The 26,550-nt window shown below is 67.9% G+C and carries 23 protein-coding genes; 17 read left to right on the top strand and 6 right to left on the bottom strand.

Going from position 1 to position 26,550, the window contains the following annotated elements:
- Positions 1-27 precede the first annotated feature (27 nt).
- Positions 28-597, bottom strand: a complete 570-nt coding sequence (locus tag LT948_RS27285) for a fimbrial protein (protein WP_003111034.1) — start codon at positions 595-597, stop codon at positions 28-30.
- 470 nt (positions 598-1,067) lie between these two features.
- Between LT948_RS27285 and LT948_RS27280 the strand changes: the two genes are divergently transcribed.
- The 6 genes from LT948_RS27280 to hpaC all read left to right on the top strand — a co-directional run bounded on the left by LT948_RS27280 (position 1,068) and on the right by hpaC (position 6,817).
- Positions 1,068-1,892: a molybdenum cofactor biosynthesis F family protein gene (locus LT948_RS27280; protein WP_073657236.1), complete on the top strand. Its 825-nt coding sequence runs from the start codon at positions 1,068-1,070 to the stop codon at positions 1,890-1,892.
- Between the two features lie 8 nt (positions 1,893-1,900).
- Positions 1,901-3,286, top strand: coding sequence for an aspartate aminotransferase family protein (locus tag LT948_RS27275; protein WP_003093384.1), 1,386 nt, complete (start codon positions 1,901-1,903; stop codon positions 3,284-3,286).
- A complete protein-coding gene (locus tag LT948_RS27270) occupies positions 3,283-4,044 on the top strand; it encodes an SDR family oxidoreductase (RefSeq protein WP_003104535.1) in 762 nt (253 codons plus the stop codon). Before LT948_RS27275 ends, LT948_RS27270 begins: the two co-directional genes overlap by 4 nt.
- A 212-nt stretch (positions 4,045-4,256) precedes the next feature.
- Positions 4,257-4,547: a DUF2218 domain-containing protein gene (locus LT948_RS27265; RefSeq protein WP_003093387.1), complete on the top strand. Its 291-nt coding sequence runs from the start codon at positions 4,257-4,259 to the stop codon at positions 4,545-4,547.
- 165 nt (positions 4,548-4,712) lie between these two features.
- Positions 4,713-6,275, top strand: coding sequence for a 4-hydroxyphenylacetate 3-monooxygenase, oxygenase component (gene hpaB / locus LT948_RS27260; protein WP_003111030.1), 1,563 nt, complete (start codon positions 4,713-4,715; stop codon positions 6,273-6,275).
- A 29-nt stretch (positions 6,276-6,304) separates the two neighbouring features.
- Positions 6,305-6,817: a 4-hydroxyphenylacetate 3-monooxygenase, reductase component gene (gene hpaC, locus LT948_RS27255; RefSeq protein WP_003104531.1), complete on the top strand. Its 513-nt coding sequence runs from the start codon at positions 6,305-6,307 to the stop codon at positions 6,815-6,817.
- A 63-nt stretch (positions 6,818-6,880) separates the two neighbouring features.
- Here the strand turns inward: hpaC and LT948_RS27250 are convergent, their stop codons facing one another.
- Positions 6,881-7,297 (bottom strand): PaaI family thioesterase, encoded by a 417-nt coding sequence (locus LT948_RS27250; RefSeq protein WP_003104529.1) that lies wholly within the window; start codon positions 7,295-7,297, stop codon positions 6,881-6,883.
- A 47-nt stretch (positions 7,298-7,344) separates the two neighbouring features.
- Positions 7,345-8,304, bottom strand: coding sequence for a helix-turn-helix domain-containing protein (locus LT948_RS27245; protein ID WP_073657237.1), 960 nt, complete (start codon positions 8,302-8,304; stop codon positions 7,345-7,347).
- 318 nt (positions 8,305-8,622) lie between these two features.
- On the opposite strand from LT948_RS27245, the gene LT948_RS27240 reads away from it, so the two are divergent.
- The 6 genes from LT948_RS27240 (at position 8,623) to LT948_RS27215 (ending at position 15,504) form a co-directional block, all read left to right on the top strand.
- On the top strand, positions 8,623-9,156 hold the full coding sequence (locus LT948_RS27240; protein WP_003093399.1) for a 2,4'-dihydroxyacetophenone dioxygenase family protein: 534 nt from the start codon (positions 8,623-8,625) through the stop codon (positions 9,154-9,156).
- 70 nt (positions 9,157-9,226) lie between these two features.
- The gene (locus LT948_RS27235) at positions 9,227-10,486 is read left to right on the top strand and encodes an MFS transporter (RefSeq protein ID WP_069376535.1); all 1,260 of its coding nucleotides are present in this window, start codon (positions 9,227-9,229) and stop codon (positions 10,484-10,486) included.
- Positions 10,483-11,541: a 2,3-butanediol dehydrogenase gene (locus tag LT948_RS27230; protein ID WP_003137583.1), complete on the top strand. Its 1,059-nt coding sequence runs from the start codon at positions 10,483-10,485 to the stop codon at positions 11,539-11,541. Before LT948_RS27235 ends, LT948_RS27230 begins: the two co-directional genes overlap by 4 nt.
- Positions 11,542-11,555: 14 nt before the next feature.
- On the top strand, positions 11,556-12,281 hold the full coding sequence (locus tag LT948_RS27225; RefSeq protein WP_003093405.1) for an SDR family NAD(P)-dependent oxidoreductase: 726 nt from the start codon (positions 11,556-11,558) through the stop codon (positions 12,279-12,281).
- An 84-nt stretch (positions 12,282-12,365) separates the two neighbouring features.
- Positions 12,366-13,670 carry a carbohydrate porin gene (locus LT948_RS27220; protein ID WP_073657238.1) on the top strand — a complete coding sequence of 435 codons (1,305 nt, stop codon included), beginning with the start codon at positions 12,366-12,368 and terminating at the stop codon, positions 13,668-13,670.
- A 154-nt stretch (positions 13,671-13,824) separates the two neighbouring features.
- The gene (locus tag LT948_RS27215; RefSeq protein WP_073657239.1) at positions 13,825-15,504 is read left to right on the top strand and encodes a GMC family oxidoreductase; all 1,680 of its coding nucleotides are present in this window, start codon (positions 13,825-13,827) and stop codon (positions 15,502-15,504) included.
- 16 nt (positions 15,505-15,520) lie between these two features.
- Here the strand turns inward: LT948_RS27215 and LT948_RS27210 are convergent, their stop codons facing one another.
- Positions 15,521-16,273 (bottom strand): SDR family NAD(P)-dependent oxidoreductase, encoded by a 753-nt coding sequence (locus LT948_RS27210; protein WP_003093411.1) that lies wholly within the window; start codon positions 16,271-16,273, stop codon positions 15,521-15,523.
- Positions 16,274-16,431: 158 nt separating this feature from the next.
- Between LT948_RS27210 and LT948_RS27205 the strand changes: the two genes are divergently transcribed.
- From LT948_RS27205 to LT948_RS27195, 3 genes are all read left to right on the top strand, one after another.
- Positions 16,432-17,307, top strand: a complete 876-nt coding sequence (locus LT948_RS27205; RefSeq protein ID WP_003093413.1) for a LysR family transcriptional regulator — start codon at positions 16,432-16,434, stop codon at positions 17,305-17,307.
- 282 nt (positions 17,308-17,589) lie between these two features.
- On the top strand, positions 17,590-18,834 hold the full coding sequence (locus LT948_RS27200) for a cyclic di-GMP phosphodiesterase (protein WP_023092414.1): 1,245 nt from the start codon (positions 17,590-17,592) through the stop codon (positions 18,832-18,834).
- A gap of 318 nt (positions 18,835-19,152) precedes the next feature.
- Complete coding sequence (locus LT948_RS27195) at positions 19,153-19,374, top strand: hypothetical protein (protein ID WP_003093418.1); 222 nt, start codon at positions 19,153-19,155, stop codon at positions 19,372-19,374.
- 16 nt (positions 19,375-19,390) lie between these two features.
- On the opposite strand, the gene ampR is transcribed toward LT948_RS27195, so the two are convergent.
- Positions 19,391-20,281 (bottom strand): LysR family transcriptional regulator AmpR, encoded by an 891-nt coding sequence (gene ampR, locus LT948_RS27190; protein ID WP_003110142.1) that lies wholly within the window; start codon positions 20,279-20,281, stop codon positions 19,391-19,393.
- Between the two features lie 148 nt (positions 20,282-20,429).
- On the opposite strand from ampR, the gene LT948_RS27185 reads away from it, so the two are divergent.
- Together LT948_RS27185 and LT948_RS27180 are read left to right on the top strand one after the other, a co-directional pair.
- Positions 20,430-21,623 carry a cephalosporin-hydrolyzing class C beta-lactamase PDC-30 gene (locus LT948_RS27185; RefSeq protein ID WP_003110141.1) on the top strand — a complete coding sequence of 398 codons (1,194 nt, stop codon included), beginning with the start codon at positions 20,430-20,432 and terminating at the stop codon, positions 21,621-21,623.
- 64 nt (positions 21,624-21,687) lie between these two features.
- Positions 21,688-22,086: a hypothetical protein gene (locus LT948_RS27180; RefSeq protein WP_003093424.1), complete on the top strand. Its 399-nt coding sequence runs from the start codon at positions 21,688-21,690 to the stop codon at positions 22,084-22,086.
- Between the two features lie 163 nt (positions 22,087-22,249).
- On the opposite strand, the gene LT948_RS27175 is transcribed toward LT948_RS27180, so the two are convergent.
- Complete coding sequence (locus LT948_RS27175; protein WP_073657240.1) at positions 22,250-26,503, bottom strand: PAS domain-containing hybrid sensor histidine kinase/response regulator; 4,254 nt, start codon at positions 26,501-26,503, stop codon at positions 22,250-22,252.
- Positions 26,504-26,550: the final 47 nt, after the last annotated feature.

Genomic DNA, 26,550 nt, shown 5'->3' with positions numbered 1-26,550 from the left:
CTCACCTCTTCGTCCGTCGACCGCCGCTTACTCGTACGCCAGGAGGTAGCGGATATGGGACAGGCCGGTACCCGCGATCACGGTCTTCTCGGTGGACACATAGGAGGCCTTGTACTTCAGGGTGGCCGTGTTCTTGTCGATGGTTGCCTTCTGCGGAGCGGCCTCGACCAAGCCCAGCGGGATCTTCGTGGTGTTGGCCGCCGAATTGTTGAAGATCTGGATCTGCACGCCCTTGGCTTTCGACGGCCCCATCAGCATCAGGTTGCCGCTGATGCGGTCGACGTTGGTGACCGTATCGAAGGCGATGGAAACCTTCTTGTCATTGGTGCAGCCGGCACCGGAGAGGACCAGGTCGAACTCCTGGAAAGTGGAGTTGGTTCCGACGGCGGTGAAATGGGTCGGCGCCACGATACCCAGGTCGACGTTGGTGACGTTGCCCGCACCCGGCGCCTGGCCGTTGATATCGCACGCGACGTCGGTGATGTTGCCCGAGAAGTTGACGATCCCATCGACCGCATGGGCCACGGGGGACATCAGCGCGAGAAGGGTGCCCGACGCAACGAGGGGCGCAAGAATTGCACGTTTGAACTTGTTCATCTGATTTCCTTTGGAGTTGTGGAACATCCTGGCTGCTCCCTGGAGAGCCGATGCAGTACGAACCGGCCAAGGTAGCCAAGCCTTTGCGCGCAACCGGGACGGCCGCCTAGAGCGCCTCCGACCATTACGCGACAGCCGAAGATTGCGCCCTGATAAACGCAGACCCAAATACTAGAAAGAAAGACAGGATTTAAAAATAATAATCATACGAAAACATATGTAGTCCATTTCCGATAACAGCCAATAGGTACATAAGAATACATTCAGAAAATACTTATAGAAGAACAGGAACCCATTAACTAAAAAACCAAAAAAGAAGAAACGAAAACCCATCTAATACTTCATCTTCGATAACTTTCCCTTCGCCGCTCCGTGCTATTTCCGTGGCATATCGACCTATCAACCATCCGGTCGATATCGGGATACTCGAAGACAGGCCAGCATGGGTTTCCCACGACGAGGAGAACCCTATGTCCGCCCACTCGCATTCCGGATGGATCACCGTCGGCGCCCTGGCCGACGGCTTCGCTCCGGACAACCACGTCCTTCCCGCCTGCGGCGATCTCGCCGGGCTCGAACGGGTCCTGCACTTCGCCAACGGCTGGGTCATCGAACATGCCTTCGACTCGCAGCGCCTGCGCTGGCGCCTGGCCGACGGCAGTGCCAGCGGCGAGTCGGACTACCGCGCCAGTTCACTGCGGGAGAACCTTTACCTGGTGGATTTCCTCAAGCAGGAAAACGGCCGGCCGGTCTCGGTCAGCCTGGTGCTGGACTTCGACAACCAGGCGTTCACCGCGGTGCTCGGCCATCTGCCCGACCGCACGGCCTGCGAACAGGGTCTGTTCTCCCGGGCCCTGGCCGGCCGGGAACTGACCGGCGTCGAGGCCGAGTTCCTGCATGGCAGCCTCGACCGCCCGTGGCAGCCCGGCGCCTGCCCGCACGTCCCCAGCGACGAGTTGGTCGGCCTGCGCAACCGCTACGTCTACAGCGCCAGCGAGGCCTACGAACACGTCTACCTCAATCCCGACTTCTACACCTGGCAATGCCTGCGCGGCGCCGAGCGAGGGCTGGCCGATACCGACCGCTGCCACTGCTACCGACTGGCCGAACGCCTGTACCTGTTCGTCTGGCGCGAGAAGATCGTGCCGACCCTCGGCGTGCTGCTGATCGACCTGGAAGCCGGGCGCACCGACGGCAAGATCTTCGGCTACCAGGACGACGACTTCGCCACCCCGGTTAACTTCCCGGTCGGCGCCCTGGCCCAGGTGCTCAACCAGACCAGCCACGACCTGTGAGGACGCCCATGGACACCACCTTCGGCCTCGACCTGGCCCGCGTCGAAGCGCTGTTCAAGCGCGAGCTGCGACGCTTCGACGAACTGCATCCGCGCTCCGCCCAGGCCTACCGGGAAAACCGCCGCCACTGGCTGTACGGCGCACCGTTGCACTGGATGCAACAGTGGCCGGGCAACTGCCCGCTGCTGGTGAAGGAGGCCCAGGGCGCGCGCGTCACCGACATCGACGGCCAGCAGTACGTCGACTTCGCCCTCGGCGATAGCGGCGCCATGTTCGGCCACGCCCAACCGGCGGTGGCCGACGCCATCGCCCGCCAGGCGCGGCGCGGCTCGACCCTGATGCTGCCGACCGAGGACAGCCTGTGGGTCGGCGCCGAACTGGCGCGGCGCTTCGGCCTGCCCTATTGGCAGGTGACCACCTCGGCCACCGACGCCAACCGTTTCGTCCTGCGCCTGTGCCGGATGCTCAGCGGACGTGACAAGGTGGTGGTGTTCAACTGCAACTACCACGGCAGCGTCGACGAATCGCAGGTGGAATTCGACGCCGCCGGGCGCATGGTTCCGCGCGCGGGCGTTCACCCCAATGGCGTACGCCACGACGCCACCACCCGCCTGGTGGAGTTCAACGACCTCGACGCGCTGGAGGCCGCCCTCGCCCATGGCGACGTCGCCGCGGTGCTCACCGAACCCTTCATGACCAACGTCGGCATGGTCCCGCCGGCCGAAGGCTTCCACGCCGGCCTGCGCGAACTAACCCGCCGCCACGACGTGGCGCTGATCATCGACGAGACCCACACCATCTCCTGCGGTCCCGCCGGCTATAGCGGCGCGCATGGCCTCGAGCCGGACTTCTTCGTCCTCGGCAAATGCATCGCCGGCGGCATTCCCAGCGCCGTCTGGGGATGCAGCCAGGCGCAGGCGGAGCGGATCTGGGCGGTACTGCCGCACTTCCGACCGGGGCAGGCGATCAACCATTTCGGCTTTGGCGGCACCCTGGCCGGCAACGCGCTGCAACTGGCGGCGATGCGCGCGACCTTCGCCGAAGTGATGACGGAGGACGCCTATCGGCACATGTTCCAGCTCGCCGCGCAGCTCGAGGCGGGCGTCCGCGCGACGCTAGAGGAACTGCGCCTGCCCTGGCACGTGACGCGCATCGGCGCGCGCGTCGAGTACCTGTTCATGACCCACGCCCCGCGCAACGGCGGCGAGGCCCACCACGCACGCAACGGCCTGGTCGAGGCCTGCCTGCACCTCTACCTGCTCAACCGCGGCGTGCTCTTGACGCCATTCCACAACATGGCGCTGACCTGCCCGGCGACCCGCGCGGAGGACGTCGAACTGCACGACCGCCTGCTCCGCGATTGCCTGGGCGAACTGCTGGAGCGCCCATCGTGAGGCGCTTGGAGAACCGCGTCGCACTGGTCACCGGCGCCGGCCAGGGCATCGGCCGGGCCATCGCCGAATGCTTCGCCGCCGAAGGCGCCAGGGTTCTGCTGGCGACGCGTACCGCCAGCCGCGGCCAGGCCGTCCTGGAGGCGATCCGCCTGGGCGGAGGCACGGCCGAACTGCTGGCCGTCGACCTGAGCGAGCACGACGCCGCGAGACGAGCGGTGAGCGCGACCCTGGAGCGCTTCGGTCAGTTGGACATCCTCCTGCACAACGCCGCTGCCTTTCCCCAGTGCGCCCTCGCGGAACTGGACGAAGGCACCCTGGAACGGACCCTGGCGGTGAACCTGAAAAGCTGCTTCCGGCTGACCCAGGCCGCCCTTCCCGCCCTGCGCCGCAGCGTGGCCGGGCGCGTCCTGGTGACCTCCTCGGTGACCGGCCCGCGCACGGCGATCCCTGGACTCTCGCACTATGCGGCGAGCAAGGCCGGGGTCAACGGTTTCATCCGCGCCGCCGCGCTGGAGCTGGCCGGCGACGGCATCACCGTCAACGGCGTCGAGCCCGGCCTGGTCGCGACTCCGGCGCTGGGCAGCCTCGGCGACGCCGCCGCGCTGGCCGCGCACATCCCCCTCGGGCGCGTCGGCCAGCCGCTGGACATCGCCCACGCCATGCTCTTCCTCGCCTCCGACGAGGCGAGCTACATCACCGGGCAGACCCTGGTTGTGGATGGCGGCGCGTTGCTGCCGGAAAACGGCGGGCTGGCCTGAAGCCGCTGGCGTTCGCCCTCTCCCTCCAGAGAGAGCGCCTTCCGACGTATCCGGCAAACCCTTCCGCCGGCTCCGGTAGGGCGCTCGCCCTGTCCCACGGACAAGGGCCGACCATTTGCCGGGCGATTATCGAAAGCCCCTGCAAAATGGATGAATAAGAATGACTCTCAGCAGGTTAGTATCGGAAATCCCCAACCGAGAGGATTCGCTTCATGTTCCGCTCCACCTCCCATGTCCGTACCGAATCGGCCGCACGCTACGTCAATCGCCTGTGCAAGCACTGGGGCCACAAGTTCGAAGTCGAACTCACTCCCGAGCGCGGCTTCATCGACTTCGGCGACTCCAACTGCGAGCTGCTCGCCCACCCCGACCATGTCCTGATGATTCTCAACAGCCCCGACGAGGACAGCCTCGCCCACATGCAGAACGTGGTCGCCGATCACCTGCAACGTATGGCCAACAGCGAAAGCCTGGAGATTGCCTGGCAGCCCGCCGAAAGCTGAACGCGCCGCCACCCGGCCGCCCTTCGCGGCCGGGCGCCGGGCGTCACGCGGGGCCATGGAAAGTGCAATTCATTCCCCGGAAAAGCCATTCAGCTCGCTCCGCCCCCGTCCCATCATCCCCTCCAGGCGCTCTCGCGCAGATAACAACAATGACTGGAGACGATGATGAAACCCGAAGATTTCCGTGCCTCTGCCACCCGTCCGTTCACCGGCGAGGAGTACCTCGCCAGCCTGCGCGACGACCGTGAGATCTACATCTACGGCGACCGCGTCAAGGACGTCACCAGCCACCCCGCCTTCCGCAACGCGGCCGCCTCCATGGCCCGGCTCTACGACGCCCTGCACGATCCGCAGAGCAAGGAAAAGCTCTGCTGGGAGACCGATACCGGCAACGGCGGCTATACCCACAAGTTCTTCCGCTACGCGCGCAGCGCCGACGAACTGCGCCAGCAGCGCGACGCCATCGCCGAGTGGTCGCGGCTGACCTACGGCTGGATGGGCCGCACCCCGGACTACAAGGCCGCCTTCGGCAGCGCCCTCGGCGCCAACCCGGGCTTCTACGGACGTTTCGAGGACAACGCGAAAACCTGGTACAAGCGCATCCAGGAAGCCTGCCTGTACCTCAACCATGCCATCGTCAACCCGCCGATCGACCGCGACAAGCCGGTGGACCAGGTCAAGGACGTGTTCATCTCGGTGGACGAGGAAGTCGACGGCGGCATCGTCGTCAGCGGCGCCAAGGTGGTCGCCACGAATTCCGCGCTGACCCACTACAACTTCGTCGGCCAGGGTTCGGCGCAACTGCTCGGCGACAACACCGACTTCGCCCTGATGTTCATCGCGCCGATGAACACCCCCGGCATGAAGCTGATCTGCCGCCCCTCCTACGAACTGGTGGCAGGCATCGCCGGATCGCCGTTCGACTACCCGCTATCCAGCCGTTTCGACGAGAACGACGCGATCCTGGTGATGGACAAGGTGTTCATCCCCTGGGAGAACGTACTGATCTACCGCGACTTCGAACGCTGCAAGCAGTGGTTCCCCCAGGGCGGCTTCGGCCGGCTGTTCCCGATGCAGGGCTGCACCCGCCTGGCGGTCAAGCTCGACTTCATCACCGGCGCCCTCTACAAGGCCCTGCAATGCACCGGCTCCCTGGAGTTCCGCGGCGTGCAGGCGCAGGTCGGCGAAGTGGTGGCCTGGCGCAACCTGTTCTGGTCGCTGACCGACGCCATGTACGGCAACGCCAGCGAATGGCACAGCGGCGCCTTCCTACCCAGCGCCGAGGCCCTGCAGGCCTACCGCGTGCTGGCGCCGCAGGCCTACCCGGAGATCAAGAAGACCATCGAGCAGGTGGTCGCCAGCGGCCTGATCTACCTGCCCTCCGGCGTTCGCGACCTGCACAATCCGCAACTCGACAAGTACCTCTCCACCTATTGCCGCGGCTCCGGCGGCATGGGCCACCGGGAGCGGATCAAGATCCTCAAGCTGCTCTGGGACGCCATCGGCAGCGAGTTCGGCGGCCGCCACGAGCTGTACGAGATCAACTACGCCGGCAGCCAGGACGAGATCCGCATGCAGGCCCTGCGCCAGGCGGTCGGCAGCGGGGCGATGAAGGGCATGCTCGGCATGGTCGAGCAGTGCATGGGCGACTACGACGAGAACGGCTGGACCGTGCCGCACCTGCACAACCCGGACGACATCAACGTGCTCGACCGCATCCGCCAATGACGCCCGCGTCGCGTCCGGAGGTTATTCCCATGTCCCAGCTCGAACCCAGGCAACAAGCCTTCCGCAACGCCATGGCGCATCTTTCGGCGGCGGTCAACGTGATCACCAGCAACGGCCCGGCCGGACGCTGCGGGATCACCGCCACCGCGGTCTGCTCGGTCACCGACAGCCCGCCGACGCTGATGCTCTGCATCAACCGCAACAGCGAGATGAACACGGTGTTCAAGGCCAACGGTCGACTCTGCGTGAACGTCCTCAGCGGCGAACACGAAGAGGTGGCCCGCCACTTCGCCGGCATGACCGAGGTCCCGATGGAACGCCGCTTCGCCCTCCATGACTGGCGCGAGGGCCTCGCCGGGTTGCCGGTGCTGCACGGCGCCCTGGCCAACCTGCAGGGACGCATCGCCGAGGTCCAGGAGATCGGCACCCATTCGGTGCTGTTGCTGGAGCTGGAGGACATCCAGGTCCTCGAACAGGGCGACGGCCTGGTCTACTTCAGCCGCAGCTTCCATCGCCTGCAATGCCCCCGGCGGGCGGCCTGAACGGCGCCTCCAGGAATCCTCCGCCAGCGTTTCGCAGCCACCGCCGAGAACCCGGCCAGGCCCTCAGCGGCGGTGCGCCGGTGGGATCGAGTAGGTGCCGACCACATGGGCGACCGGTTCCGCGTCGCCTTCGGAGAACAGCGAGACCTCGCCCATCGCCAGGGTCTTGCCGACCTTCATCAGGCGGCACTCGGCGACCACCCGGCGGTCCGCCGCCGGACGCCGCAGGAAGTTGATGGTCAGGCTGGTGGTCACCGCCAGCGGGACGATGCCGATCTCGCCCAGTACCGCCACGTACAGCGCGACATCGGCGATGGCCATCAGGGTCGGCCCGGAGACCGTGCCGCCGGGGCGCAGGTCGCTGGCGTCGACCGCCTGCCAGACCGTGGCGCTACGCTCGCCGACGGCTTCGACCACGACCCGGGTCTGGGGAAATTCGCGCTGGATGAAACGGGCGATCTGCTCTTTCTTGTCGGTCACGGAACGGGTCCTTGGCAGTAGGAGGAGGAAAGGTACGGTAGTCGGGTCTAACGGCCACGCGCCTCGCTCGGCGTCATCCCGTAGCGCGCCTTGAAGGCCCGGGCGAAATGCGCCTGGCTGGAGAAGCCGTGGCGATAGGCGACCTCGGCGACATCCAGGCGCCGGCCCTGGGGCGAAGCGAGCAACTGGCGGGCCCGCTCCAGGCGCCGCTCCTGCAGGTAGCGCCCGGGCGAGCTGCCTTCCTGGGCGAACAGCCGCGCCAGGTGCCGGCTGGAGACGCCAGTGGCGGCGGCCACCCGCTCGCAGCTCAGGGCGGGTTCGTCGAGGTGCTGCTGGATGTACTGCTTGGCCGCCAGCAGGTAGGACGCGCCCAGGGCGCTGGCACGGTGCTCGCCGGCATGGTCGCTGATGATGCTCGCCAGCAGGTCGTAGGCTTCCTCCTGGTAGCGCTCGGCATCCTCGCCATGGGGGCTGTCGAGGAAATCCCGGGTACGCTCGCCGAGGGTCCGCACCAGCAGGCGCTGCACCGGGCTTTCCGCGCCGATCTTCAGCGGTCCCTTGAAGTCGCGCAGGCAGCGCTCGGCGAAATCGTCCTGGGGAATGTCGAAGATGAACTGCCGCATCGGTCCGGAAAAACCGAACAGGTAGGGCTTGTCGGTCCGGTAGATAACCAGCTCGCCCGGTTGCAGGAGGTTGCAGCCGTTGTCCTGGTAGAAGAACGACTGGCTGCCCTGCACCAGGGAGACGAAGATCGACTCCTTGGGCACTGCGCGGATCATCGAGCGGTCGCGCTCCACCACGTGCTCGTTGCCGCCGATGCGGGCCAGCCGCAGGCGTTCGAGGCAGAGGTTGTCCTGGGTCGCGGCGAAGCCGGCCTGGGAATACGACGAACATTTCAGGCCAACCAGGATGGAAGCGTTGTAGTCCTCCCAGAACGCCAGCCGCTGCTCCAGGGGAATGTCCTGGGTGCTGGCCCGCCGGGTTTTGAGCAAGGCATGTGCGGGCATTTTTATTCTTCTCGTCGAACGCTGCGTGGACCTCCCGGACCTCAGGCAAGGCCTCCGGGGCCAGGCGCCGGGCCGCTCCGCCGACCTGTCGCGGTCGGTCGGCGAGGCGCCTGGCACCCCGTCATTAACATCTGAATCCTTTCCTCCGTCAATCGCCCTCCAGCCGGCTCCGACGCTGGGCAGGCCAGCTTGGCGGCGCGTCGCGGGTCGCGCCAGGCCATGTCCGAAAAGCGCAAGTTTCCTGGCCGCCAGGGTCAAACCCGGAGGCCCGCCCATGGCTAGAGTCGGCCCGACGATAACAACGACAGAGGCCGCCCCATGCCCGAACTCGCCACCCGTGAATTCTGGAAAGACCTGCAACCGATTCCCGACTGCTTCAAGCCGGACGCCAAGCCCGAGGTCTACCTGCGCAACGCGCCGACCGAGGACGAGCGCCTCTACGTGCCCTTCACCGAGACCGTGAAGTCGCGTCCGCTGTGGATCTCGCCAAGCGAAAACCGCTGGTGCGACATCCTGATGGCGACGAGCGCCGGCCTGGTCAACCGCCACTACCACCCGCACGAGGTGTTCGCCTACACCATCAGCGGCAAGTGGGGCTACCTGGAGCACGATTGGACCGCCACCGCCGGCGACTTCGTCTACGAAACGCCCGGCGAGGGCCACACCCTGGTGGCCTACGAGCACGAGCAGCCGATGCGTGCGTTCTTCATCGTCAAGGGGCCGCTGGTCTGGCTCGACGAGAAGGGCAACGCGGACGGCATCTTCGACGTCCACGACTACATCGCGATGTGCCGCGCGCACTACGACAAGATCGGCGTCGGCGCCGCCTACATCGACTCCCTGTTCCGCTGACCCCGGGCGCGCGCCGCCCCGGCGGATGCGCGCCTCCCCGCCGGCCGGCCCGCCCGGCCTGGAGACCGACATGGCGCATAACAACAATTCCGCCAGTTACGAAAACGTCCTGCTCTGCGTGCTGTTCCTGACCTTCGGCTTCGTCTTCTTCGACCGCCTGGCGCTGTCCTTCCTGTTTCCCTTCATGGAACAGGAGCTGCAACTGAGCAACAGCCACCTGGGCATGCTCTCCTCGGTGCTGGCCCTGGCCTGGGCGGTATCCGGCGCGCTGGTCGGCGCCTGGTCCGACCGCCGCGGGCAGCGCAAGCCGCTGCTGATCGTGGCGGTGATCCTGTTCTCGCTGTGCTCGGCGCTGTCCGGGCTGGTCGGCGGCTTCCTCAGCCTGCTGCTGTTCCGCGGCATCATGGGCCTGGCCGAGGGGCCGATCCTGCCGCTCTCGCAATCACTGATGGTCGAGGCCTCCTCGCCGCATCGCCGCGGCCTCAACATGGGCCTGCTACAGGGCTCGGCGGCCGGCCTGCTCGGCGCGGTGGTCGGCCCGCCGCTGCTGGTGGCCCTGGCCGAAGCCCTCGGCTGGCGTCACGCCTTCATCGTCTCGTTGCTGCCGGGCCTGCTGATCGCCTGGTTGATCTGGCGCCATGTGCGTCCCGACCCGCCCCGTGCGCAGCGCCCGGCGCCGCGCGCGGAGGACGCGAAAGGCAAGCGCCTGGCACTGCTGAAGAGCCGCAACATCCTGCTCTGCACCCTGATCAGTTGCGTATTCGTCACCTGGTTCATCGTGCTGATTTCCTTTACCCCGACCTTCCTGGTCAACGCCCGCGGCTTCAGCCCGGCGACCATGGGCAGGCTGATGAGCTGCCTGGGCGTCGCCTGGGTGGTCTGGGGCTTCGCCGTACCGGCGATATCCGATCGCATCGGCCGTCGGCCGACCCTGGTGGCGTTCTCCCTGCTCGCCGCGTGTTGCCCGCTGGCGCTGCTCTATGCGCCGAACGCGACCAGCCTCGGCCTGCTGTTGCTGCTGACCTACACCGGGCTCGGCTGCTTCACCCTGTTCATGGCGACCATCCCGGCGGAGACCGTCTCGCGCGGCGTCATCGCCACCGCCCTCGGCCTGATCATGGGCCTCGGCGAACTGGTCGGCGGTTTCCTCGCGCCGACCGTGGCCGGCTTCGCCGCCGACCGCTTCGGCCTGTCCATCGTCATGTGGATGTCCTGCGGCGGCGCCCTGCTCGCCGCGTTCCTCTCGCTGTTCCTGCGCGAAACCGCACCCGCCGTGCTGGCGCGCCAGCGCAGCGCGCCTACTTCCGTCCTGCAAGGAAACCAACCATGAAAGCACTGCGCTGGCACGCCGCCCGCGACCTCCGCCTGAGCGAACTGGAACGCCAGGCGCCGCGGCCCGGCGAAGTCGAACTGGAAGTCGCCTACTGCGGCATCTGCGGCAGCGACCTGCACGAATACCAGAGCGGCCCGCACTCGATTCCCCAGGCCGAGGCGCACCCGCTGTCCGGTTGCCGCGCGCCGCTGACCCTCGGCCATGAGTTCTGCGGCGTGGTCGCCGCGCTCGGCCCTGGCGTGGAGGGACTGCGCATCGGCGACCGCGTCGCGGTGGAGCCGGAATACCGCTGCGGCGAATGCCGCTACTGCCGGGAAGGCCGCTACAACCTCTGCGAGTCGATGGGCTTCATCGGCCTGATGGGCGACGGCGGCTTCGCCGAGCGCGCGCGGGTGCCGGCCTACATGCTGCACCGCCTGCCGGACGCGGTGGGCTTCCGCCAGGCCGCCGTGCTCGAACCGGCCGCCGTGGCCCTGCACGCGCTGCGCCGCAGCAGCCTGGCGCCGGGCCAGCGCTGCGCGGTGTTCGGGCTTGGCCCGATCGGTCTGCTGCTGGTGATGCTCGCCCGCCTGCGCGGAATCGAGGACATCGCCGCGGTCGACGTCAGTCCCGAGCGCCTCGCCCTGGCCGGCGAATTCGGCGCCAGCCGGGCGCTCGACGCCCGTGACGGCGACACGGCGGCGCGCCTGCGCGAAGGCGGCGCGCTCGATTGCGCCTTCGAGGCCGCCGGCAGCCAGGCCAGCCTCGACGCCGCCCTGGCCAGCCTGCGCAAGGGTGGCGAGCTGGTGCTGGTGAGCCTGATGGGCGAGGTCAGGCTGGACGCCTTCGACCTGGTCAACCGCGAACTGCGCCTGCTCGGCAGCGTCGGCTACCGCGACGCCTACCCGGAGCTGATCGCCCTGCTCGCCGATGGCCGCCTCGACCTGGCCCGCGCAGTGACCCGCAGCGTGCCCCTGGAGCAGGCCGTCGAGCACGGTTTCGAGGCCCTGCTGCGCGACAAGTCGCAGGTCAAGGTGCTGGTCAATCCCAACCCGGCCCTGGCCGACGCCTGAAGGAACGATCACCGATGGTTTTCCAACACGATATCTACGCCGGCCAGCAGGTGCTGGTCACTGGCGGCAGCTCCGGCATCGGCGCGGCCATCGCCATGCAGTTCGCCGAACTCGGCGCCGAAGTCGTCGCCCTCGGCCTGGACGCCGACGGCGTGCACGCACCGCGTCATCCGCGGATTCGCCGGGAAGAACTGGACATCACCGACAGCCAGCGCCTGCAACGGCTGTTCGAAGCGCTGCCGCGCCTGGATGTGCTGGTGAACAACGCCGGCATCAGCCGCGACCGCGAGGAATACGACCTGGCGACCTTCGAACGGGTGCTGCGCCTCAACCTGAGCGCCGCCATGCTCGCCAGCCAACTGGCCCGTCCGCTGCTGGCACAGCGCGGCGGCAGCATCCTCAACATCGCCTCGATGTACAGCACCTTCGGTTCCGCCGACCGCCCGGCCTACAGCGCCAGCAAGGGCGCCATCGTCCAGCTCACCCGTTCCCTGGCCTGCGAGTACGCCGCCGAGCGCATCCGGGTCAACGCCATCGCCCCCGGCTGGATCGACACGCCGCTGGGCGCCGGGCTCAAGGCCGACGTCGAGGCCACCCGCCGGATCATGCAGCGCACGCCGCTGGCGCGCTGGGGCGAGGCGCCCGAGGTGGCCAGCGCCGCGGCCTTCCTCTGCGGTCCCGGCGCCAGCTTCGTCACCGGCGCCGTGCTGGCGGTGGACGGCGGCTATCTCTGCGCCTGAGCCGCCTTCGCTCCGGATGCACCTGTCCGCTTGGGGCGGACAGCGATTCGCACGACAGAACAACAACAAGACGAGTGCCTTGCCATGAAAACCCTCCGCACCTTGCCGGCGCTGCTCTGCGCCGGTTTCCTCGGTCTCTCCGCGCAGGCCGCCGAAGACAGCCGCAGCGGCCCGCTGGCCGGGTTCGGCGAACGACTCCAGCGCCACGGCGTGAAGACCCACGCGCAGTTCTGGAGCCTGTCGCTGAAGAACCTCGACACCGGCCCGCGCCAGCACAGCTTCGGCAACAGCGGCGACCTGTTCCTCGGCGCCGACCTCGACCTCGCCACCCTCGCCGGCCTGGACGGCGCCTCGCTGCACATCGAGGAAACCCTGTTCATCCTCGACCGCGGCACCGGTCAGCCCACCGGGCCGAGCTGGCAGGGCGCGGTGGGCAGCTACTTCGGCGGCGCGCCGCTGCACAACGACATCGGCGCCAACCAGCTGAGCCTGCTCACCTGGCAGCAGCAGTGGCTGGGCGGACGCCTCGACAGCCATCTCGGACGGACCAATGCGCGGCGCTATTTCCTGATCTACAACTGCGAGACCGTGGTCACCTGCAACGACCCGATCATCGACGCCTCCACCGGCATCCTGCCGCCGCCCTACGGCGCCTGGGGCGGCTACCTGAAGTACCGGGCGACCCCGACCCTGTACCTGCACGCCGGGGCCTTCGAGTCCAACCCGGTGGATTACCTGAAGAAGCGCCATGGCCTCGATTTCGGCACCGACGACGCCAGCGGCACCAGCCTGCTGCTGGGGATCGGCGACAAGCGCGAGGAAAGCCTCGATCCCTACCGCTCGCACTATGAACTCAACGCCTACCTGAACACCGCCAACCAGGTCGACCCGCTCACCGGCGCCAGCGACCACGGCAGCGCCGGCGGCTTCTTCAAGTTCCAGCAGCTGTTCTGGCGCGCCGACGGCGGCCGCCTCGATTCGCCGAGGGCGCTGGGGCTGTTCGGCTCGCTGTCGGTCTCGGCCGACGACAAGCAGCCGTTCCGTCATTTCGCCGAGCTGGGCCTGACCTACCATGCGCCCTTCGACCGCACGCGGGACAAGCTCAACCTCAAGGCCAGCTACCTGCGCCTGAACGATCACCAGTTGGAGTTCCAGCGCCAGGCGCGGATCGCCGTTGGCGGCGACGCGAAACTCGGCCAGCGCGACGTGTACGCCCTGGAAACCAATGCGCACATCGCACTGACCCCGCACATCGCGCTGGAGCCGTCGGTGCAGTACATCTTCAACCCGGACAACTACTACAACCCCGGCGCTCGCGAACTGAGCGGAGACGGTTTCGTCGTCGGCCTGCAACTGATGGTCGACATGGGCTCGCTGCTGGGGCTGTAGCGCGCCGCCTGGCAGCCTCGGTCAACCCCGCCGGCAGGCTGGGACAAGCGGCCGGGCGCGCTTCCCCGTCCAATGGAGTAGCGTCGCGCCCATGGGCGCGGGGCGAAAAAGAACGCCGGGCGAGGCCCGGCAGCACACCCAGAAAGGTGCCGACATGACTTCCACTGCCCGCCGCTCGTTCGACTACATCGTGGTCGGCGCCGGCTCCGCCGGTTGCGTCCTGGCCAACCGTCTTTCCGCCGATCCCGCCGTCTCGGTCTGCCTGGTCGAGGCCGGCCCCAGCGACCGCACGCCGCTCCCCGCCGCCTACATCCGCACACCGGCCGGGATCATCCGCCTGATCGCCAACCCGAAGTGGAACTGGATGCATCGCTTCGCCGCCCAGCCCGGCACCGCCAACCAGCCGATCGCCTGCCCGCGCGGCAAGGTCTGGGGCGGCTCCAGCGCGATCAACGGGATGATCTACATCCGCGGCGACCGCCACGACTACGACCGCTGGGCATCCCTCGGCAATCGCGGCTGGAGCTACGACGAGCTGCTGCCCTACTTTCGCCGCTCGGAACATTTCGAGCCGGGCGAATCGCCCTGGCACGGGCGCGGCGGCGAATTGAACGTCGCCGCGCAGCGCAGCCCGGGCCCGATCAACCAGGTGTTCTTCCAGGCCGCCGAGGAAATGGGCTGGCCGTACAACGCCGACTTCAACGGCGAGCGCCAGGAAGGCATCGGCCCGTTCCACGTCACCCAGGTCAACGGCGAACGCTGTAGCGCGGCGCGCGCCTTCCTGCACCCGGCCCTGGCGCGGCCCAACCTCACCGTCCTCAGCTCGGCGCTGACCCTACGCGTGCTGCTGGAAGGTACCCGCGCCACCGGCGTGGAGATCAGCCAGGCTGGCGAGGTCGTGCAATTGCAGGCACGCCGCGAAGTGATCCTCAGCGCCGGCTCGATCAACTCGCCGCAGCTCCTGTTGCTCTCCGGCATCGGCCCGGCGGCGGAACTGGTGCGCCACGGCATCGTCCAGCGCCATGAGTTGCCTGGGGTCGGCGAGAACCTGCAGGACCACCAGGACATCGTGCTGATGTACCGCACCGAGGCCAAGCTCGGCTACGGCCTGGGCTTCTCGCCGAAGGGCTGGCTGCCGCTGCTGCGCTCGCCCTGGCAGTACCTGTTCGGCCGGCGCGGGGCGCTGACCTCGAACACCGTCGAGTCCGGTGGCTTCCTCCGCCTCGACCCGCAGGCAGAGACCCCGGAGCTGGGTCTGATCGTCGCCCCCGCGCTGAAGAACCAGCCGCAGCGCCTGGTCCCCTTCGGCCACGGGGTCAGCCTGCACGTCGCGGTGATGCACCCGCAGAGCCGCGGGCGGGTCCGCCTGAACTCGCCGGCCCCGCACGACCGGCCGCTGATCGAAGCCAACTTCCTCAGCCACCCTGCCGACCTCGATACCCTGGTCCAGGGTTTCCAACTGGTCCGCAAACTGGCCGCCAGCCGCAGCTTCGCCCGTCACCTCAAGGGCGAGCTGGTACCGGGCCCGCAGGTTTCCAGCCGCGGCCAGATCGAGGCCTGGATCCGCGCCAACCTGGGCACCGTGTTCCATCCGGTGGGCACCTGCAAGATGGGCCACGACCAGCTCGCGGTGGTCGACGACCAGTTGCGCGTGCACGGCCTGCAAGGCCTGCGGGTGGCCGATGCGTCGATCATGCCGACGCTGATCACCGGCAATACCAACGCCCCGGCGATCATGATCGGCGAGAAGGCCGCCGACCTGATCCTCGGCAAGCCGGCGCCCCATGCGCCGACGGAACAGCGGCGGGATGCGCCGGAGCTGGTAGAGGCCTGAGCCTCCGGCACTCTGCTCAGAACTGCACGCCCCGGGTCAACCCGCCGTCCACCAGCAGGTTGGTTCCGGTGGTGAAGCTGGCCGCCGGGCTGGCCAGGAACAGCACCGCCCGCGCCACCTCGTCGGGTCGCGCCATGCGCCCCATGGGATTGGCGGCGAGACAACGGGCGAAGGTTTCCGGGCTATCCCGTTCGATCGCGCCCCATACGCCATCTTCGAAATAGACGTTGCCCGGCGACACCGTATTGACCCGAATGCCGTCCTCCGCATGGCGGCTGGCAAGCGTCTTCCCGTAGTGGACCAGGGCCGCCTTGAGCACGCCATAGGGCTCAGCGAACATGTCCACCTCGCGGCCGGAAACACTGGAGATCAGCACCACCGAGGCAGCCTCGGAGCGTTTCAACCACGGCAGGGCGGCAGCGACCATGCCCACGCTGCCCAGCAGGTCGGTCTCGAAAGCGCGCCGCCAGGTGTCCAGGTCTCCGCCACCGGCCAGCGCGCTGACGTTGGGCACAACGATGTCAATGCCGCCCAAGTGCAGCGCCGAGCGCGTTACCCAACCGCGCACCTGCTGCGGGTCGGTGATGTCCACAGACATGCCAAAGGCACGCTCGCCGAAGCAATCCGCTGCTTCGGCCACGCCCGCCTCACCACGGGCGCAGAAGGCCACCTCGGCCCCTTCGGCGAGAAAATGTTCGACGATGGCGCGGCCGATACCGCGCGAACCGCCACTAACCAGCACCCTGCGCTGTGCGAGTTGCAGATCCATGTAATCTCTCCATGAGCGGACGCGATGGGCCCGCAAGCCGGGAAGGAACGCCGGGATCCGATCACCGGACGTAAGGACGGGCGAACGGTAGCGAACGACAAGGTATTCTGGAAATCGAAAAATATTCAGCCAACGATTCGCAAAGCGAGAATACCCAGGTGCAATTGTCTCAGCTCCGCGCCTTCTGCGCCGTGGCCCACACCGGCTCGATCAACGCCGCGGCGAAGGCGCTGAACCGTGTCCCGTCGAGTCTCTCCGTACGCATCCGCCAGCTTGAGGAAGACCTCGGCTGCCAGCTGTTCCTGCGCGAGCACCAGCGTCTGCGCCTGTCGCCGGACGGTCGGCGTCTGCTGGAGCATGCCCGGCGAATCCTCGATCTCAGCGACAGTACCCGGGCCATGATGCGCAACGAAGAGAGCGGCGGCCGCCTGGTGGTAGGTGCCCTCGACGTGGTTCTGGTCGCCTTCATGCCATGCCTGATCGGGCGGTTCCGCCAACGCCACCGCGCGATCGAACTGGACATCCGCAGCGAAGCCTCGGAAGCCTTGGTGCAGCAGGTCTCGGATGGAGTGCTAGACCTGGCCCTGAGCGATGGTCCCGTGCGCTCTCAGACCCTGGAAAGTAGCCTGGCCTTCGTCGACGAAATGGTGCTGGTTACCGAGCTGGATCATCCACCGATCACCAGTCCGCGCGACCTGCGTTGCGCCGAACTGTATGGGTTCCGTCACGACTGCTCGTTCCGCTTCCGCATGGATCGCTGGCTGGAGGAAGCCGACTGCCTGCAACAACTGCCAGTGCTGGAAATCGAGTCCTACCACACCATGCTCGCCTGCGTCAGCGCAGGCATGGGTGCCGCCTGGGTGCTGCGCTCCGTGCTTGCGACGCTACCTGGCAACCACCAGGTCCGCGCGCATCCGTTGCGCGACTATGGCACCACCGAGATCCATTTCATCTGGCACAGCGGCCATCTCACGCCCAACGCGCAACGCTTGATGGCTGTACACCAGGACGCGCTCGTCGAGCGCCGCGACTGAGATTTGGCCCGTGCTATCGCCGCCGTAGGTTTCCACCGCCGTCTCCGCCAGCGCGAGGACCTGGCTGGCGCCGGTTTGGATAGGGCCACTTCGCCAGGGCGATGTATCGGGGCTGTACCGTCGGCGGAGGGATTTGTATGCCGGGAGTACGCGGATACAGAACGATACGCAGCCAAGCGAAGGTCACGCCGACGAACTGACGGGCATCTCTCACTCCCGCCGGCCCATCTCGGCTACCGTTAGGAGACAGCCACCTGGCCCAGTCTCGAGGTCGAGCCCATCGTGCTGAAACGCATTCCGGTAACCCAGCTTCGCCTCGGTATGTTCGTCCAGAGCCTTTGCGGCTCGTGGCTGGACCACCCGTTCTGGAAAAGAGGCGGCTTCCTGCTCGACAACCAGTCCGACCTGCAGCGCCTGCGCGAAAGCGCCGTGAAGGAGGTCTGGATCGACGCCGGCAAGGGCCTCGACCTCCCGGAGGAAGCGGCGGTCTCGGCCGCTGCGGTCCTGCCGGTCACCATGCCGGCCGACCCTTCGCCGGCGCGGGTCGCCCTGGAGGAGGAAATCCGCCACGCCGCCCTGCTCTGCGGCCGCGCCAAGGCCGCCGTGGTCAGCATGTTCCACGACGCGCGCATGGGCCAGGCCATCGACACCGCGCATGCATCGGACCTGGTGGACGAAATCTCCGCCTCGGTGCTGCGCCATCCCAACGCGCTGGTCAGCCTGGTACGGCTGAAGACCTCGGATGAATACACCTACATGCATTCGGTGGCGGTCTGCGCGCTGATGATCGCCCTCGCCCGCCAGCTCGAACTGTCCGACCCGCTGGTACACGAGGCGGGGCTGGCCGGGCTGCTGCACGACATCGGCAAGATGGCGGTACCCGATCCGATCCTGAACAAGCCCGGCAAACTCACCGAGCAGGAATTCGGCCTGGTCCGCCGGCATCCGCAGAACGGTGCGCGGATGCTGCTCGATTGCCGCCAGGTCAGCGCCCTGGTGGTGGATGTCTGTCTGCACCACCACGAGCGCATCGACGGCACCGGCTACCCCTTCGGCCTGGCGCAGGAGCAGATCAGCCTGCTGGCGCGGATGGGCACGGTGTGCGACGTCTACGACGCGATCACCTCCGACCGTCCCTACAAGAAGGGCTGGAACGCCGCCGAGGCGATCCGGCGCATGGCCGAATGGAACGGGCACTTCGACCCGCAGGTGTTCCGCGCCTTCGTCAAGGCGGTGGGCATCTACCCGGTCGGCGCGCTGGTCAGGCTGGAAAGCGGGCGCCTCGGCGTGGTCCTCGAGCAACACGGCCGCTCGCTGCTGACGCCACGGGTCAAGGTATTCTTCTCGGCCCGCTCGAAGGTGCCGATCCCGCAGCAGGTGATAGACCTGGGTAGGGCCGGACAGACCGACCGAATCGTCGGCTTCGAGCCGGCGGAGGCCTGGAACTTCCGCAATCTCGACGAGATGTGGACGGGACTGCCGAGCAACGGCGGATCGTATTTCGACGCGGGAACCGAAAAGCCGTAGCCTTCCGCCGGCAACGCCGGGCACCGCTCCCGTAGGGCGCATAACGCGAAGCGTTATCCGCCGTTTCGCCACCATCTCCGCCTGCTCCGCATTGCTTTAAGCGCACCATCGTCGATTCTGCTGGCAATCCACCGACAGTTTTCAAGAGGCCATATGAGTCCGCTCCTGGAGACAATCGAAGAGCGCAGCAGAAATGGCTGTGCTCCATCCAAAGCGCTGCTTGCCCTGTGGTCCGCAGGCGCCGACCTGAGGGTTTCCCCGAGGAAGGCTGGCCGCCTATGCGAACTTGCCGTCGTTGCCGCAGCAGGGAAAGCAGGCATGCTCGAGAGCGAGATCGTTGCGGCACGCCGGGCCTATGCCGCCAGCCTGGGAGTGACGCTTAGCGGAGCGATCAGCAACGCCGACGAGCCGGTCCATATCCACCACGCCGTCAGCAATTCCAATCACAACCCCAACGCCTCAAACCGTATCAACCTTGGGAGAGCCCGAGCGTATAAAGAAAGGCGCGAGGAAGGTGATTACTTCTTCATCGACACTTGAATCGCCTGCATAACCGTTATCTCCCCCGCGCCTCAACGGCAGCCCTCTCCAGCAACCACTCCCTGAACGCCAGCATCGCGCTGGTCTCCCCCCGCGACTGCAAGCGCGTCAGCCAGTAGCTGCCGGTACTCACTTCGGTGGCGAACGGACGCCGGACGCTCTCGCTGGCCAGTTGCCGGGCAAACATCGCCGCCGGCGCCAGGGCCACGCCGACACCCTGGCGGGCCGCCTCGAGCATGGCCAGCGAGGTGTCGAAGACGATGCTCCGGGTCAGTGGCGCGTGCGCCGGCAGTCCGGCCGCCTGGAACCACAGCGGCCACTCGTCGGCGCGGTAGGAGCGCAGCAGGGTGTGCTGCAGCAGGTCGGCGGGACTGTGCAACTGGGCGGCGACCTCCGGGCAGCAGAGCACCGTCAGCGGCGCCTCGAACAACGCCAGCGCCTCGGTGCCGTGCCAGGCGCCGCCGCCGAAGCGGATCGCGTAGTCGAGCCCCTCGGCGGCGATGTCGACGCGGTTGTTGTGGGTGGACAGGCGCAGGTCGATGAAGGGATGGCGCGCCTGGAAGTCCGCCAGCCGTGGCAGCAGCCAGCCGACCGTGAAGGTTCCGACCGCGCCGACGGTGAGCACGTCCCGGTAGTGGCCGCCCTCGAAACGTTCCAGCAGGCCGGCGATGCGGTCGAAGGAGTCACACAGCACCGGCAGCAGGCTCTCGCCCTCGTGGGTCAGCATCAGGCCGCGCGGCAGACGCTTGAACAGGGCCACGCCGAGACGCTCCTCGAGGCTCTTCACCTGGTGGCTGACCGCCGCCTGGGTCACGCACAGCTCGATGGCCGCGCGGGTGAAGCTCAGGTGCCGGGCCGATGCTTCGAAGGCGCGCAGGGCGTTCAGCGGCAAATGGGGTCGAACCAATCTCTGCTCCAAATTTTTCTAATGGCTGCCGCGAGTATTCGTCGTTTGCCGCAAATCCTGCACAAGCCTAGATTTTCCCCGCCCGCCGATCAAGGAGCGCTCCCGGGGCGGTTTCTCATGCAGCCAACGACAAAGGACGCCAATCCTCATGCGCGATACCAGATTCCCCTGCCTGTGCGGCATCGCCGCTTCCACACTGCTGTTCGCCGCCACCCCGGCCATTGCCGGCGAGGCCCCGGCGGATCGCCTGAAGGCACTGGTCGACGCCGCCGTACAACCGGTGATGAAGGCCAATGACATTCCGGGCCTGGCCGTAGCCATCAGCCTGAAAGGAGAACCGCATTACTTCAGCTATGGGCTGGCCTCGAAAGAGGACGGCCGCCGGGTGACGCCGGAGACCCTGTTCGAGATCGGCTCGGTGAGCAAGACCTTCACCGCCACCCTCGCCGGCTATGCCCTGGCCCAGGACAAGATGCGCCTCGACGACCGCGCCAGCCAGCACTGGCCGGCGCTGCAGGGCAGCCGCTTCGACGGCATCAGCCTGCTCGACCTCGCGACCTATACCGCCGGCGGCTTGCCGCTGCAGTTCCCCGACTCGGTGCAGAAGGACCAGGCACAGATCCGCGACTACTACCGCCAGTGGCAGCCGACCTACGCGCCGGGCAGTCAGCGCCTCTATTCCAACCCGAGCATCGGCCTGTTCGGCTATCTCGCCGCGCGCAGCCTGGGCCAGCCGTTCGAACGGCTCATGGAGCAGCAATTGTTCCCGGCACTGGGCCTCGAACAGACCCACCTCGACGTGCCCGAGGCGGCGCTGGCGCAGTACGCCCAGGGCTACGGCAAGGACGACCGCCCGCTACGGGTCGGTCCCGGCCCGCTGGATGCCGAAGGCTACGGGGTGAAGACCAGCGCGGCCGACCTGCTGCGCTTCGTCGATGCCAACCTGCATCCGGAGCGCCTGGACAGGCCCTGGGCGCAGGCGCTCGATGCCACCCATCGCGGTTACTACAAGGTCGGCGACATGACCCAGGGCCTGGGCTGGGAAGCCTACGACTGGCCGATCTCCCTGAAGCGCCTGCAGGCCGGCAACTCGACGCCGATGGCGCTGCAACCACACAGGATCGCCAGGCTGCCCGCGCCACAGGCGCTGGAGGGCCAGCGCCTGCTGAACAAGACCGGCTCCACCAACGGCTTCGGCGCCTACGTGGCGTTCGTCCCGGGCCGCGACCTGGGCCTGGTGATCCTGGCCAACCGCAACTATCCCAATGCCGAGCGGGTGAAGATCGCCTACGCCATCCTCAGCGGCCTGGAGCAGCAGCCCAAGGTGCCGCTGAAGCGCTGAGGCGCGCTCGCGAGGGCGACGGAGCGTAGCGGCGCGGGACGCCGGTCCTGGCTATGATGGTGCCATGAGCGCTTCCCCGCCCCTCCGCCAGCCCTGCCCGCCCGGCGCCTGCGTCTGCGAACGCGAGCGCCTGGAGGCGCCCGGCGCGGACCGTCGCATCCTCCTCCTGACCCGCCAGGAAGAGCAGCGCCTGGCCGCTCGCCTGGAAGCCCTGCGCAGCCTGGAAGACCTGGAACACCTGCTGCGGCGCATGGAGGAACAACTGGGCATCCGCCTGCGGATCGCCCCGGCCTTCGGCGAGGTGCGCAGCATGCGCGGCATCCGCATGCGCTTCGAGGAGCAGCCGGGGCTCTGCCGCAAGACCCGCCAGGCGATTCCTGCCGCCATCCGCCGCGGCCTGGAGAAGCGCCCGGAAGTCGCCTACGCCCTGCTCAACGCCCACGACCTGCTGCGCGACGCCTGAAGGCACTGAACGACAGGAAGAGGATGTCGCTCAAGACCTGGGCGGGCTTCAGGAGTATCGGCGGATAACGCCCATGGCGTTATTCGCCCTACAGGCCGCAGCGGATGCAGGCGAGCCCCGGGTCCGCCTGAATTCTTGGCGGGACAGGCCACCGCGCCGGGGTTCAGCTCGCCGACTCCGCCTGCACGTCGCCGAACATCGCCTGCAGGCGGAGCAGGCAGGCATCGCACAGGGTGCGCAGTTCGTCGAGGCGGATGCCGGCGAGGATTTCCATGCCGCGCCGCGGATCGGCGCGGCGCAGGGCCTGCTCCAGCTCGCTGGCACGGCCGGCCAGGGCGCTGGCGCCAACGGTGGACGCGCTGCCCTTGATGGTATGCAGGGTCGCGGCGCTGCCCTGGACATCGCCCTCGCCGAGCTGGCGTTCGAGCTGGGCGAAGAGGTCCTGCATATCCGGAACGAAGCGCCGCAACACCTGGACGATCAGCTCCAGGCTGCCGCCGAAACGCCCGACGATATCGCCCCGCGCCTCGACCAGTTCGCCCGCGTCCGCTGTCGTTGCCGGCGCGCCCCTGTCGCCGCTCCTGCCGAGATGACCGAGCAGACAAAGCACCAGGCGCTCCTTGTCGATCGGCTTCGCCACATGGTCGTTCATGCCCGCCGCCAGGCAGGCTTCGCGGTCGGCCAGCGAGGCGTTGGCGGTCATGGCCAGGATCGGCAGCCCGGCGAAGCGCCCGTCGGCGCGGATTCGCCGGGTCGCCTCGAGACCATCGATATCCGGCATCTGCATGTCCATCAGCACCGCGTCGAACGGCACGCTCGCCTCCAGCACCTGCTGAACGCCCGCCAGCCCACCGTCGGCGAGGGCCACCCGAGCGCCCTCGCTGCTCAACAGCTCGGCGGCGACCTGGCGGTTCAGCGCGTTGTCCTCCACCACCAGCAGACGCACGCCCCGCAAGCGCTGGGTGCGCTCCACCGGGCGCGGCGGCGGGTTGGCCGGGGCGCCCTGTTCACCGTGCAGGGCATGCAGCACCGAGTCGGCCAGTTGCTTGGGCGTGACCGGCTTGGTGAGAAAATCGACGAAGGGCGGCGCGCTGTGGTCGCGCGCATCGGCCAGCACCTCGCGGCCGTAGGCGGTGATCATGATCACCATGGGCGGCGGCAGGTCGCCCTGCAACTGGCGGATCAGTTGCGCCGCGCTGAGGCCGTCGAGATCGGGCATGCGCCAATCCATCAGCACCACGTCGTAGCGACGGCCTTCGGCCATCGCCGCCTGGACCCGTGCCACCGCCTCGCTGCCGCTGCCGACGCAGTCGGCGCGCCAGCCGAGGGCGCCGACCGTGCGTTCGAGCAGCTCGCCGGCCACCAGGTTGTCGTCCGCCACCAGCAGCCGCAGCGGTTCGCCGGCCCCGGGGCAGGCCGCGCGCAGCGGTTGGTCGTGGGCGACGTCGAGGTCCAGGTCGAACCAGAACCGACTACCGCTGCCCGGCGCGCTCTCGACCCGCAACTCGCCGCCCATCAGGTCGACCAGGCGTTTGCAGATGAACAGGCCGAGGCCGGTGCCGCCGAAGCGTCGCGAGGTGGACGCCTCGGCCTGGGTGAAACCTTCGAAGATGCGCTGCTGCTGTTCCGCGCTGATGCCGATGCCGGTGTCCGCCACCAGCACCCGCAGGCGCACCAGGTGGGCGTCGTGCGCCAGACGCCGCAAGCTCACCAGGACGTGCCCGCGGGCGGTGAACTTCAGTGCGTTGCCGGCCAGGTTGATGAGGATCTGCTGCAGGCGCAGGCGGTCGCCGACCACCGCGCTGGGCAGCTCGGGATCGATGTCGAAGATCACCTCGACGTCCTTGTCGCCCTGGTTGCCGGAGAGCACCACGGCCAGGTCCTGCATCAGCGGCTCCAGCTCGAAGGGGAGCATTTCCAGGACCAGCTTGCCGGCCTCGATCTTCGAGTAGTCGAGGATGTCGTTGAGCAGGCCGAGCAACGAGGTGGCCGCCGAGCTGGCCTTGTCCAGGTAGTCGCGCTGGCGTTCGTTGAGATCGGTCTGCCGGGCCAGTTGCAGCATGCCCAGCACGGCATTCATCGGCGTGCGGATCTCGTGGCTCATGTTCGCCAGGAACGACGACTTCGCCGCGCTGGCGGCGTCCGCCTGCTCCTTGGCCTCGCGCAGGCGCGCCTGCAGTTGCTGGTCGCTGGTGATATCGATATTGATCCCGGTGACCTGCAGCGGGTTGCCATCGGCGTCGCGCTCGACCTGCGCGCCGGCCTGGATGAAGCGGATGCCGCCGTCGGGCAGCACCACGCGGAAGATCACGTCGTAGTTGCCGCGCCCCTCCACCGCCGCGCGCAGGCTGGCCTCGGTACGTTCGAGGTCTTCCGGATGCAGGCGGCTGCGCCAATGCTCGTAGACCAGGCCGCCGTCACGCAGCGCCAGCGGCTGGCCGTACAGCTCGTACATGCGCTCGTTCCACTGCAGGCTGTCGTCGGCCAGGTTCCAGCGCCAGATGCCCAGGCGCGCCACGTCGGCGGCCATTTGCAACTGGTCGCGCGCCGCGGCCATCTCGCGCTCGGCGTTGCGCCATTCGGTGACATCGACGGCGATGCCCAGGTAGCCGTTGATCGCCCCAGCCTCGTCGCGCAGGACGGTAACCGAAAGCGTCACGCTGAGCGGCGAGCCGTCCTTGCGCAGATAGGTCCATTCGCGGGTCTCGGCGCCCTCCTGTTCGGCCCGCGCCACCAGCACGCGGAAACCCTCCTCGCCCAGCTCCTGGCCGCGGGCGAGCAACTCCCGCTCGCTGTGCAGCAGGGTCGGCGAGGCCTTGCCGACCACCTCGTCGGCGCGGTAGCCGAGCATCCGCTCGGCACCGAGATTGAAGCCGCTGATGATGCCGTCGCGGTCGAGGGTGATGATCGACACCTCGGACGCCGCCTGCAGCACGCTGCCGAGCAGTACGTTCAACCGACGCAGTTCGGCGGTACGCTCGGCGATCTGGTGCTCCAGGCCGGTATTGAGCTCGCGGATGCGGGCCTCGGCGGCCTTCTTCGCGGAGATGTCGCGTACGGTCTTCGAGGCGCCGACCACGCCGCCGTCCGGACCGAGGATCGGCGAGACGGTCACCGCCACATCGAGCAGGTGGCCATCCTGGTGCCGGCGCACGGTATCGAAGCTGACCACCTGTTCTTTACGGGCGATGCGGGCGAGGATGTCGAGTTCCTCGTTCTCCTTGGATGGCGGCACCAGCAGGTCCACCACCCGCCGCCCGACCGCCTGCTCCTCGCGGTAGCCGAACAACGCCTCGGCCCCGCGATTCCAGTCGCTGATGACGCCGTCGAGGCCGACGCCGATGATGCCGTCCGCCGAATTGCCGACGATCGCCGCCAGCCGCGCCTGGGTCGCCGCCTCCCGATGCCGGCGCTGGCGGCCGAGGGCGCTGGCGTTGACCAGCGCCGCCAGCAACAGGCTGACCAGGCTGCCGGCCAGGAACAGGATGCGCGGCGAAGGCTGGTGCAGGCGCTGGACGAACAGCGGCAGTGCGCTGAACGCCATCTGCCAGTGCCGACCGTAGATCTCCCGCCGCAGCATGTGGCCGAACAGGCGTTGAGCCGGCGCCGCGGCGCCGTTGACGAAGAAGGGCACGGCAGCGCCGTCGCCGGTGACGTCGCTGAGTTCGAGGTGGATCGCCGCGTTGTCGATGGGCAACCCGGCCAGCACCTCGCCGGTCAGCAGCGGCGCATAGCTCCAGCCGAAGCCTTCGAGTTCGCGCTGGGGCCCCGGCGGTGGAGTGATGCCGCTGCGGTAGATCGGCATCAGGATGAGGAACGATTGCTGGCGCAAGCCGCTGGCCTGGACCAGGGTGATCGGCCCCGTCAGGCGCACCTGCCCGGTCTCCAGGGCGGCGCGGGCGGCCTCCCGGCGATTGGCTTCCGAGGCGATGTCCAGGCCCAGCGCCTGGCCGTTGCGCGCCACCGGCTCGATGTACTGGATGACGTAGCGCTCGCCATCGTGCGGAGTCAGTTGCTGGATGCGGAACTCCGGCTGGCCGTCGGCCCGCGCCTGGCGCAGGAACCCGGCCTCGTCGGCGGCCGCCACCCGGCGGATGAAGCCGAAGCCGCGGGCGCCGGGAAACTCGCGGTCGATGTCGCGGGTCAGGCTGTAGCGGCGGAACAGTTCGCGGTCGATGTGCGCCTCGCCCGCCGTCAGCAAGGCACCGCGCACCCCACGCAAGCCATACTGGTAGAGTTCCACGCGGCGGGTCACCGCCTCGGCCAGCAGTTCCGCCTCGCGTTCCAGCGCCATCCGCGCCTGTTGCTCGTTGACCAGCGCCAGCCCCCAGGCGCCCAGCCCGGACAGCAGCAGTCCGAGCGCCAGTGTCGCGCCCGCCCAGCGGCTCAGCCTGAACTTGCTCTGTTGTACGTTCACCCGATATTCCGTCCCTGCGCCGGCCCGGCGCGGGGCAATCCCGCACT

Source organism: Pseudomonas sp. CP-1, assembly GCF_021213715.1.
Classification (GTDB): domain Bacteria; phylum Pseudomonadota; class Gammaproteobacteria; order Pseudomonadales; family Pseudomonadaceae; genus Pseudomonas; species Pseudomonas aeruginosa.
This window is presented reverse-complemented; position numbering and strand designations above follow the sequence as displayed.

What these genes read in the sequence shown, in the direction of transcription:
- LT948_RS27235 (WP_069376535.1), top strand. Translation starts at nt 9,227, where the DNA reads ATGGCGCATAACAACAATTCCGCCAGTTACGAAAACGTCCTGCTCTGC.
- LT948_RS27230 (WP_003137583.1), top strand. Translation starts at nt 10,483, where the DNA reads ATGAAAGCACTGCGCTGGCACGCCGCCCGCGACCTCCGCCTGAGCGAA.
- LT948_RS27280 (WP_073657236.1), top strand. Translation starts at nt 1,068, where the DNA reads ATGTCCGCCCACTCGCATTCCGGATGGATCACCGTCGGCGCCCTGGCC.
- LT948_RS27185 (WP_003110141.1), top strand. Translation starts at nt 20,430, where the DNA reads ATGCGCGATACCAGATTCCCCTGCCTGTGCGGCATCGCCGCTTCCACA.
- LT948_RS27285 (WP_003111034.1), bottom strand. Translation starts at nt 597, where the DNA reads ATGAACAAGTTCAAACGTGCAATTCTTGCGCCCCTCGTTGCGTCGGGC.
- LT948_RS27195 (WP_003093418.1), top strand. Translation starts at nt 19,153, where the DNA reads ATGCTCGAGAGCGAGATCGTTGCGGCACGCCGGGCCTATGCCGCCAGC.
- LT948_RS27210 (WP_003093411.1), bottom strand. Translation starts at nt 16,273, where the DNA reads ATGGATCTGCAACTCGCACAGCGCAGGGTGCTGGTTAGTGGCGGTTCG.
- LT948_RS27240 (WP_003093399.1), top strand. Translation starts at nt 8,623, where the DNA reads ATGCCCGAACTCGCCACCCGTGAATTCTGGAAAGACCTGCAACCGATT.
- LT948_RS27225 (WP_003093405.1), top strand. Translation starts at nt 11,556, where the DNA reads ATGGTTTTCCAACACGATATCTACGCCGGCCAGCAGGTGCTGGTCACT.
- LT948_RS27275 (WP_003093384.1), top strand. Translation starts at nt 1,901, where the DNA reads ATGGACACCACCTTCGGCCTCGACCTGGCCCGCGTCGAAGCGCTGTTC.
- LT948_RS27265 (WP_003093387.1), top strand. Translation starts at nt 4,257, where the DNA reads ATGTTCCGCTCCACCTCCCATGTCCGTACCGAATCGGCCGCACGCTAC.
- hpaC (WP_003104531.1), top strand. Translation starts at nt 6,305, where the DNA reads ATGTCCCAGCTCGAACCCAGGCAACAAGCCTTCCGCAACGCCATGGCG.
- LT948_RS27180 (WP_003093424.1), top strand. Translation starts at nt 21,688, where the DNA reads ATGAGCGCTTCCCCGCCCCTCCGCCAGCCCTGCCCGCCCGGCGCCTGC.
- LT948_RS27215 (WP_073657239.1), top strand. Translation starts at nt 13,825, where the DNA reads ATGACTTCCACTGCCCGCCGCTCGTTCGACTACATCGTGGTCGGCGCC.
- LT948_RS27220 (WP_073657238.1), top strand. Translation starts at nt 12,366, where the DNA reads ATGAAAACCCTCCGCACCTTGCCGGCGCTGCTCTGCGCCGGTTTCCTC.
- LT948_RS27245 (WP_073657237.1), bottom strand. Translation starts at nt 8,304, where the DNA reads ATGCCCGCACATGCCTTGCTCAAAACCCGGCGGGCCAGCACCCAGGAC.
- hpaB (WP_003111030.1), top strand. Translation starts at nt 4,713, where the DNA reads ATGAAACCCGAAGATTTCCGTGCCTCTGCCACCCGTCCGTTCACCGGC.